We start from the raw sequence: 9721 nt of genomic DNA on the forward strand, positions 1-9721 counted from the left end.
CTGTCAGGCTTTTTTTGTGCTATCATGCCAATACAAAAGCGTTGCATTGCTCCAGAAAGGCAGACATTTTATGGAATAAGACAAATTTGTTCTGCCCGGGAACAAGAAATTCCAGTTGAAATACCCAGTCGCCTGCTTGAAACACTCTCCCGAGCGGTTAGTATGGTCTGCAGGGCAGTATCTATAGTCAGCCGCCCAGTCACTATATATTTCCGAGCCATCGAAACGCAATTTTTTTTGCCCGGGAGAGCCTTTAATACTGTTTTCTTTTATTCGGCCCGCTCTTTCAAGCATTCCCGCTACTGTTTTTCACCGCCCGGCGGGCTTTCCCTGTGTTTTAATAGACCGGAAAGACAACTGAAATCAAAGGATTATTCTCAAAGACCGCTTTCAGGCGTTCCCAGCGGGATGCGCACAGAACAAGCGTGTTTGTAAAAAATTCGAATCCGACAAAGTGCCTATAAGTCAAGGAGCCGGGTGTTCCTATAAACTTACAGACCCTGAAGATTTGTGCTTCCGGCTTTCTGTAATTGATTGACAACGCTATATGGCAAACACTTCGGTGGCGCCATACCTTGAGGTGAGCTCAATCTTATAGGCGGTAGTAAACGCCTGAAAAGCGGCGAAGGCCTTTTCCGGGGTATTGTTTTCGCCCGATAAATGGCTTAAAAAAATGGTGTGCAACTGTTCGCCTGCATGTTCTTTCAAAAGCAGGCAGGCCTGCTCGTTTGACAAGTGCCCAACGGCCGAGGATACCCGCTGTTTCAAATAATAGGGATAAGAGCCATTCATCAGCATGGTTTCATCGTAGTTACTTTCGAGAAACACGGCATGACAACGGGCAAACTCATCTTTCACGCGCTGACAGGCTTCTCCAATATCGGTCATCACCCCAATGTGTTTGCCGGCATACGAAATCCGGAACGAACAGGCATCGGCTGCGTCGTGCTGCTTGTTAAACGGGAACACGGCAAACTCACCCAACTGAAATTCCATATTCGGCTCGAACCAACGGGGCGTTTCGGGTTGAACAGCCTTGCGCATGGCTAAAAAGGTCTTTTTACTGAGGTAAACGGGAATTCCAAAACGTTTGCCCAATACCCGCGCTCCGCGACAATGATCGCTGTGTTCGTGGGTAATTAAAACCGCCTTAATCTTGGATGGGTTGATTTGTTTTTCAGCCAGTCGCAGTTGCAACTGGCGTGCCGACAAACCGGCGTCAACCAGCAATGCTTCCGTTTCATTTCCAATATAGTAGCAATTTCCATTGCTTCCCGATGCCAAGGCACAAATCTCTAACTTTTTCACTTTTCTTTCTCAATTTCAGCAATGACTTGTTCCGGCAAAATTTCCTTACCTTTCAGAATACAGCTTGCCTTTTCGTAAAATGGTCGCCGGGTAAGCATCATTTCATCAATGAAATGAATCAACTCCTCGGGCGACTTTCCTTTAATCAGTGGCCTTTCATTTTTGGACTGAATTAACCGGTCAGCCAATTGGCGGCTGTCGACATCCAGAAAAATACACAAACCAGCTTGATTCATCAGCTCCATATTGTCGAAAAAACAGGGGGCCCCACCACCTGTTGCTACAATCACCGGGTCGAATTCAGCTACTTCCTTAAGTGCCGCTTGCTCCTTTTTACGGAATTCAGCTTCGCCTTCTTCAGTAAAAATCTGAGGGATCGTTTTAAAATATTTCTCTTCGATATATTTATCCAGGTCTATAAAAGGAACGTCCAACATGGAAGAAAGCGTTCTTCCCATCCTGGATTTTCCACATCCCATGTATCCAATCAAAAAAATCTTCATCAGAACAGCGACATTTGATTTTTATCCTCGTCATCCTCTCCCTTCGAACGTTTCACTTCAAAGGGAACATCATCCGTTGGCTCCTCTTCCGCTGCTTCATCCGCTGGCTTATCATCTTCATCCTTCACAACAGGCTCAATCTCCTTAATGTTTTGAACTTCGTAATTGGTCAATCGTTTTCCACGGGCTTTGTGCGATTTAACGCCAATGAACTCAGCCACTTCAATAATCTCATTTTCGCGGGCGGAGTTTTTTCCGCCAAACTCAATCTCCAGCCGGGGATAGCGCACCCAAGTCAGACTGATCAGTTTATTATCGGGATGATCGCCGATAAAGCTGATCCTACGCCCCATTACTTCATCGATTTCAAACCGTTTCACGTAGTAAAACTCCTGCTCGGCATCGTAATACACCGCCGACAGCACTTTGCCAGTATCAAACTTTTCGATGGCAATAATATCCGGGTCGAAGTGGTTGGACAGGTCAAAATTGTATAGCTGATATTCTCCATTTTTGTACAGCACCAGGATTTTATCTTCGCCCTGGAATTCACCCAAAAACTTGCCGCGTGCATCGGAATTGATGCGTAACACGTCCGAATCGAACCAGATTTTCCGACCACCAAGTGTTGAAACGCCTTTTTCCTTCAAGCTGATTTTATGCACATCATTTTTGGTGAGGATATTCCCCATCGCTCCGCGGCCTTTGATGGCTAACTCACTGAAGTCAATTTCAAATTGCAGTTTTTTCAGCCGTGCCTTGTGTTTCAAAGTCACTTTCAGCACCTCGGCCTCGCCGTTCGGGTTGGCGCTGAAATACCAAATCCGAGAGCCGGCTGTTCCTTTAGTCAGGTCGTATTCCTTGTCCCGCGTCATTCCGGTAACCGCAAAGCGTTTCATGAAGAACGCTCCCTGCCGCCCGTCACGATAAACCACATTGTAAATGGTTCGTTTGTCGTTTTTCTTAAAAACGGCAATGTGCTGAATATTTTTGCCGACAAAAGCTTTCTCTGAAACCTTCGTAATGAAATACGTTCCATCCTTTCTGAAGACGACGATGTCATCCATGTCGGAGCAATCACAAACGTACTCAGCCTTACGCAAACTGGTTCCTATAAAGCCTTCTTCCGCATCGAAATAAAGTTTTTCATTGGCAACCACCACTTTGCTGGCTTCAATGTTTTCGAAACTTCGAATCTCCGTTTTACGATCTTTGCCTTTCCCGTACTTCTCTTTTATCCTCAGATAGTATTCAATCGTAAACGAGACAATATTGTTAATCTTCCGAATGATATCCTCAATCTCATCTTCGATGGACTGGATGTAGTTGTTGGCTTTGTCGGTGTTGAATTTCAGAATCCGGGCCATGCGGATTTCCATTAGCTTCAGGATGTCGTCACGGGTAATTTCACGCTTCAGCTTAGGTTTCCAGGGATCCAAACGTTTATCAACATAGGCCACGGCCTCGTCCATATTGGCCGATTGTTCAAATGCCTTGTCTTTGTAGATCCGCTCTTCAATAAAAATCTTTTCAAGCGAAGCAAAATGCCAGGACTCTTCCAGCTCACTTTTGCGGATTTCAAGCTCAAGTTTCAACAGCATCCGGGTTTGGTCAGTATTCCGCTTCAGAATCTCGCTAACCCCTATAAACAGTGGCTTATCGTCCAAAATAATACATGCATTGGGCGAAATGGAAATCTCACAATCGGTAAAAGCATACAGGGCATCAATGGTTTTGTCGGATGAAACGCCTGCTCCAAGATGGACCAGGATCTCTACCCGGTCGGAGGTGTTGTCATCGATCCGTTTGACCTTGATTTTGTTTTTATCGTTTGCTTTAATGATGGATTCAATCAAGGTGGAGGTCGTCTTTCCAAAAGGCAATTCGGTAACAGCCAGTGTTTTGTTGTCTACCTTTTCGATTTTGGCCCGTACCTTAACGGCTCCGCCCCGCAAACCGTCGTTGTACCTTGAAAAGTCAGCCGATCCGCCGGTTGGGAAATCCGGATAGATTTCGAATTCTTCCCCTTTCAGGTAGGCGATGGAGGCATCAATCAATTCATTAAAGTTGTGCGGAAGAATTTTGGATGCCAAACCCACCGCGATTCCCTCAACCCCTTGTGTCAGCAGCAAGGGAAATTTGACCGGCAAAGTGACGGGTTCTCGTTTGCGTCCGTCGTACGACAACTTCCAGTTGGTTGTTTTGGGGTTGAAAACCACGTCCAGGGCGAACTTTGACAAGCGAGCTTCTATGTAACGCGGAGCCGCTGCTCCGTCGCCCGTCAGAATATTTCCCCAGTTTCCCTGGCTGTCGACCAACAAGTCTTTTTGTCCAAGCTGCACCAGCGCATCGCCAATCGAAGCATCGCCATGCGGATGATACTGCATAGTTTGCCCAATGATGTTGGCCACTTTGTTGTAACGCCCGTCGTCCATCTCGCGCATGGCATGCAAAATCCGGCGCTGAACGGGCTTCAATCCATCATTGACATAGGGCACAGCCCGCTCCAGAATCACATACGATGCATAATCAAGAAACCAGTCCTGGTACATTCCCGATAAATAGGTGATGCCGTCGATTGGTTCTACTGGTTGATTATCTTTGTTTTTTTCCTCTTCTGCCACAACAATTCTGTTATAAGTAAAACTTCCGTTACAATAATCGTCTCTTTTAAATTTTTAGATTTCGTCTTTCTCCACGTAGAGGTTATCGATGATAAACTCCTGCCGGTCGGGTGTGTTTTTTCCCATGTAAAATTCGAGCATCTGCGAAACCGATTCGTGCTTTTTCATCTGAACCGGTTCGAGCCGGATATCGGGGCCAATGAAGTTTTTAAATTCATCGGGCGAAATCTCACCGAGCCCTTTAAACCGGGTAATTTCCGGCTTTGCACCAACCGCTTTCACCGCAGTCAACCGCTCTTCTTCGGAATAGCAATAAAAGGTCTTCTGCTTGTTTCGCACACGAAACAGCGGGGTTTGGAAAATAAACAGGTGCCCTTTTTTTACCAGTTCAGGAAAGAATTGCAGGAAGAAAGTAATTAGCAGCAGCCGGATATGCATCCCGTCCACGTCAGCATCTGTTGCTATGATCACCTTGTTATAGCGCAAATCTTCCATGCTCTCCTCGATGTTGAGAGCCGCTTGAAGTAAGTTGAATTCTTCATTCTCATACACCACTTTTTTGGTCATTCCGTAGGTATTCAGCGGCTTTCCTCGCAAGCTAAACACGGCCTGCGTATTTACATCCCGTGATTTGGTGATTGAGCCGCTGGCCGAATCGCCCTCTGTAATAAAGATAGACGATTCGCTTTTACGCTCGTGGTTACTGTTGTAATGAACGCGGCAGTCGCGCAGCTTTTTATTGTGGAGGCTTGATTTCTTAGCCCTTTGTTTTGCCAGTTTCTTAATTCCGGAAATCGCCCGGCGTTCGCGCTCCGACTCCTGAATGCGGCGTAACAATACCTCAGCAACATCTTGGTTTTTGTGCAGATAGTTGTCCAGTTCTTTTTGAACGAACGTAACAACATGATGTCGTACACTTGGACCATCGGGGCCGATATCGCGCGAACCCAGTTTGGTTTTGGTCTGCGATTCGAAAACTGGCTCCTCTACTTTTATACTGATGGCAGCAATAATTGATGCCCGGATGTCGGAAGGGTCAAAGTCCTTTTTGTAGAAGTCACGTACGGTTTTGACGATGGCTTCGCGGAAAGCCACCAGGTGTGTTCCTCCCTGGGTGGTATGCTGTCCGTTTACAAACGAATAGTAGTCCTCTCCATATTGGTTTCCATGGGTAATCGCTACTTCAATGTCGTCGCCTTTCAGATGAATGACCGGGTAAAGAGGTTCGGCATCCAGGTTCTCCTCCAGCAAATCTTTCAACCCGTTTTTTGATTGGAATTTCTCGCCGTTACACAAAATGGTCAGTCCGGCATTCAGGAAAGAGTAATTCTTCATCATGTTCTCCACATAGTCGTTGTGGAAACGAAAGCTCCGGAAAATATCAATATCAGGCACAAAAGCCACCATCGTGCCGTTGGGCTCGTCGGTTTTTCCCAGGTCTTTCTCTTCTATCACATGGCCTTTTGAAAAGGCGATCTCCTTCACCTGTCCTTCCCGAAAAGCCTTAATGACGAAGCTGTCAGACAAGGCATTCACGGCCTTGATCCCTACACCGTTCAATCCCACTGATTTCTTGAAAACCTCGGAATCATACTTGGCACCGGTATTCATTTTTGAGGCCACATCGAGCAGCTTGCCCAACGGAATTCCCCGCCCAAAGTCGCGTACACTGACCAGTTCATTTGAAACCTTCACCTCAATCTTCTTTCCAAAGCCCATCATGAACTCGTCAACCGAGTTGTCCATGACTTCTTTCAGAAGCACATAAATTCCATCATCAGAGGCAGTTCCATCCCCGAGCTTTCCGATATACATTCCAGGACGCTTCCGGATATGTTCCTGCCAATCAAGCGTTCGAATCGAACCTTCATCGTAATTAGGAGTCATACTTATTGTAATTTGTCACAAATATAAAGAAAACAAAACACCCTTGAAGTTTCACCATTTTGTCGATAATTAACAACCCACAGTTGAAAACTTTTGCCAGGTTCATGCAGTCTGTAAAAATAGCAATAAACCGCAATTTTTTCCAGAAAATCGTCCTCCGGCTACTTATATACTTTCTCTCTAAATAAGATTTGGCGGCAAACTCAAGCGGAGCAACGCTAACAATAAGTATAAAAAAAGGCCGCTGAATGATTCAGTGGCCTACATATTATGTTATACTAAGACTGACTACTTTGCTTCCAGCCAGGACGTAAACATCCAGTAGTATTTTTCGGTTTGTTTCACCATGGAATTAACCAGATCAATGGTTGACACATCGCCCAGATCATTCGCGGTTTCAAGCACATTAATCATTTGAGACAACAAGATTTCGAAGTCGGTCAAAATCTGATCAACCATATCATCAGGGCTTGGGATTCCCTCCGGCTCCGCAATTTTGGAGGCGGCAAGGTATTCGCGCAACGTTGCTGTTGGCCTGGCACCAAACACGCGTACGCGTTCAGCCAAGTCGTCAATATTCACTTTGGAGAAATCGTAGAGTTCTTCGAATTTCTCATGCAGATCGAAGAAATCTTTTCCGGTTACATTCCAATGAAAGTTTCGAAGTTTCTGATAGTGCACATGATAACTGGAGATCAACAAGTTGATCTGCCCAATTAATTCAGAGGTGTCTTTCTGATTAAATCCGAGTCTTACAAATGTTTTTTCTTTTGTTTCCATGATAATTCTATCGTTTTTATTTTTTTATCTCAATTTCTATATTTTTTTTATTTCAGGTTTTCTTCGTGATAAACCAACACCGGCTTATCAAAATGACTAACCACATAGTGGGTCTCTGAAGAGGAAAACAAGTCCTCGAAAAAACCTCTTTTTTCTTTCAAAATGACAATCACATCCAATCGTTCATTGGTGAGGTATTTCTTCAAGCCTTCGCGGACATTTTTCTCGTGGGAGTGTTCAAATTTGAGATGGAAACCGCTTACACTTTCCTTAATTAGTGATTTGAATCCAATCCATTTCAATTTCGACTCAAAGTCGAGGGTTTCCATGTTGTGGAAAATCGTCAGGTTCTTGCCGTCTGCTCCAGCGGTTGTTTCCGATAAGTGTTTGATTGCTTTTAAATCTTCCGAATGGAGAGCCGTAGCATAGAGGTAATTATTCAGGCTAAAAGTCTCCAAGTTGTCGGGGACAACCAACACCGGACACGGCACTTTGTCAATAATATTCGGATAGCTTATCGTTCCTGTACTCAAACCCGAGTAAGTGTTATAATTACTCATCAAAAGCAAGACATCTTTCTCCTGATCGACCGTTTTCGAAATCATTTCCAAGCGGTTTGTCTCAGCAACTTCTATCTCATAGTGAACGTTTTGTGGATGCTTTTCAAAATACTCGGCCGTAATTCTTCTCATTTCCGATTCGGCCTGTTCAAAATCCTTGCGAATTCCCTTTTCTACAACCCGGTAACTTGCTCCGACTCCGGGAACCGTTGAGCCAACAAACTCACCACCAGCACCAACCCAGTATATGTCCAGAACGTAAACGATCTTTAATTTTCGTTTTAACTGATTACTTAATGAAAAAGCTGAACAAATCAGATTTCTCATATTCTTCATGGTATCTAACAGCAATAAATTTGTTTTCATAACTGGTTCTTTTCCAATTCGCTTTGCAGCAGGTTCTTTTTTCTGCTACTGGTCCTGAAACCGATATTATAACTTCAATCAATCCGCTGGCACTGTTTCTTTTTCATTCTTAACCTGTTGTTTGCGTTTTCGAAAAAACAGGCTTAGCGCAATCTTTAATCCTGTTTCGAAGGCTAATTTTCTGATGTAGCCCGAAAAATCATGCATCGCTTCTTGCACATGATCGTTGAGTTTGTCCTCTAAATGGCGCGACTTATACCTCAGGTTTTGCTTCCTGAGTTTTAATTCGCGCATGTTTCTGATGTTCTTCATAGCTCTTCCTCCTCCTCATCTTCTTCGAACAACATGGAAGCGTATTTTCGCAAAACGAAAGAGGAGATTAGTTGCTCTTTAAACAAAGCGAATAGCACTGTCATAAAAACCAACAATCCAGTGACAAGCAATAAACCTGTCAGATAATCATGATAAACCTGGCCATACCAAACAACAAAGGCGGCAAGTCCGAAAAATAAGATGAGTGCGCCGGCCATTGTCAGTAAAAAGCTACTGATGAGGTATGTTGTAACCTGGGTTGCCTTCCCCAAGATGGTAAGCTTAACCAAGTCGATTCGCGTCTGGATATACTTCCTGGACGCATCACTAAGTTCGCCGATGCTATCTGATAGGTTTCTGCTCATAAATTCAGGGAATTAGATGATTTGTTTACTTGCCGCCCGTATTGGCCTGCGATTTCACTTCCTTCTTAATCTTCTCTTCTGCATCATTGGTGCTCTCTTTCACATGGTCAATCATTTCATTGACTTGATCTTTCAGGCTATCCACTTTTTCCCCGATTGTTTCGGACAGATCTTCAGAAACACGTTGAACCTTTTTCTGAATTTTTCTTCTTGTTTTTTCTCCTTTTTCCGGGGCCAATAAAACTCCGGCCAAAGCACCGGCTGCTGCACCGGCAACGAAGCCAAAAATGGCGTTTCTTGTTGCTTTACTCATGACTTTCTTGTTTTTAGTGATTTGTAATTTGAGTATTTATTAAAATTTAAATTGACGTCTTTATTTTTTCAGACGTTCTCGTACTTTTTGTCTCATCGAGTGTTTTGGTAATCCTGCCGGAAGACATCGAACGTTCTTGCCCCCGGATGGTCTTTTTGTCTTGCGCCGAATATGACCCTGCGTTCATATAAGCATTCATGTTTTCAATTCGCTTTCTCAAATTTCTCATGTCTTTATACTTTTAATTGTTTGTTAAAGGCTCTAAATGAAACTCGCTTATCATGGGTCTTCCACATGTGAAGACTTTGGCATCCTCATTTCATAGCCTTTGTTCCAGTCCATTAATCTTATCATGGAAAAAACCATTCCAAAAGCGCTACAAGGCTTCGAAAACAAAACAATTGCTGAACTACAATGCATTACAAAAACTCCTGCCCCCATGTGTCGAAATAGATAGTAGAGCTTGTTCTACAATTTGTAGAAAAAGCTTATCAAGCCTCGTAAAGTGGGGAAAAGAGAGGGATATGCGCGATCAAAAACCGATCAGTTCGTGATCGACATCGTTTTGGATGTGACGGACATCGGCTACAATGAACCGGAAGGCTTGCAGAAAGTTAATTACCACCAGATGACCGCCAAAACAATCAGCTATTTATAATTTCGAATCAATTCAGAGAAGGTGCCATATTCGATCGCAACAAAT

10 protein-coding genes are annotated in these 9721 nt (G+C 44.1%); 1 reads left to right on the plus strand and 9 read right to left on the minus strand.

The annotated features are described in order from the left end of the window. Positions 1-543: 543 nt before the first annotated feature. From AAC033_RS10190 to AAC033_RS10230, 9 genes are all read right to left on the minus strand, one after another. The gene (locus AAC033_RS10190) at positions 544-1308 is read right to left on the minus strand and encodes an MBL fold metallo-hydrolase (RefSeq protein ID WP_339737692.1); all 765 of its coding nucleotides are present in this window, start codon (positions 1306-1308) and stop codon (positions 544-546) included. Next, positions 1305-1811 (minus strand): shikimate kinase, encoded by a 507-nt coding sequence (locus tag AAC033_RS10195; protein WP_339737694.1) that lies wholly within the window; start codon positions 1809-1811, stop codon positions 1305-1307. Before AAC033_RS10195 ends, AAC033_RS10190 begins: the two co-directional genes overlap by 4 nt. Further along, entirely contained in the window at positions 1811-4435 is a 2625-nt protein-coding gene (locus tag AAC033_RS10200) for a DNA gyrase/topoisomerase IV subunit A (protein ID WP_339737696.1), read from the minus strand. The genes AAC033_RS10195 and AAC033_RS10200 overlap by 1 nt, the downstream gene beginning before the upstream one ends. Before the next feature lie 54 nt (positions 4436-4489). Beyond that, the gene (locus AAC033_RS10205) at positions 4490-6322 is read right to left on the minus strand and encodes a DNA topoisomerase IV subunit B (protein ID WP_339737697.1); all 1833 of its coding nucleotides are present in this window, start codon (positions 6320-6322) and stop codon (positions 4490-4492) included. Positions 6323-6610: 288 nt separating this feature from the next. Then, the gene (locus tag AAC033_RS10210; protein ID WP_339737700.1) at positions 6611-7102 is read right to left on the minus strand and encodes a DNA starvation/stationary phase protection protein; all 492 of its coding nucleotides are present in this window, start codon (positions 7100-7102) and stop codon (positions 6611-6613) included. Between the two features lie 47 nt (positions 7103-7149). Further along, a complete protein-coding gene (locus AAC033_RS10215) occupies positions 7150-8028 on the minus strand; it encodes a universal stress protein (protein WP_339737702.1) in 879 nt (292 codons plus the stop codon). 78 nt (positions 8029-8106) lie between these two features. After that, positions 8107-8340: a hypothetical protein gene (locus tag AAC033_RS10220; RefSeq protein WP_339737704.1), complete on the minus strand. Its 234-nt coding sequence runs from the start codon at positions 8338-8340 to the stop codon at positions 8107-8109. Further along, positions 8337-8705 (minus strand): hypothetical protein, encoded by a 369-nt coding sequence (locus tag AAC033_RS10225; RefSeq protein WP_339737706.1) that lies wholly within the window; start codon positions 8703-8705, stop codon positions 8337-8339. Before AAC033_RS10225 ends, AAC033_RS10220 begins: the two co-directional genes overlap by 4 nt. 25 nt (positions 8706-8730) lie before the next feature. Next, on the minus strand, positions 8731-9018 hold the full coding sequence (locus AAC033_RS10230; protein WP_339737708.1) for a YtxH domain-containing protein: 288 nt from the start codon (positions 9016-9018) through the stop codon (positions 8731-8733). Between the two features lie 505 nt (positions 9019-9523). On the opposite strand from AAC033_RS10230, the gene AAC033_RS10235 reads away from it, so the two are divergent. Continuing rightward, entirely contained in the window at positions 9524-9676 is a 153-nt protein-coding gene (locus tag AAC033_RS10235; protein ID WP_339737710.1) for a hypothetical protein, read from the plus strand. The last annotated feature ends 45 nt before the right edge of the window (positions 9677-9721 follow it).

The organism is uncultured Sunxiuqinia sp., assembly GCF_963974515.1.
GTDB lineage: Bacteria > Bacteroidota > Bacteroidia > Bacteroidales > Prolixibacteraceae > Sunxiuqinia.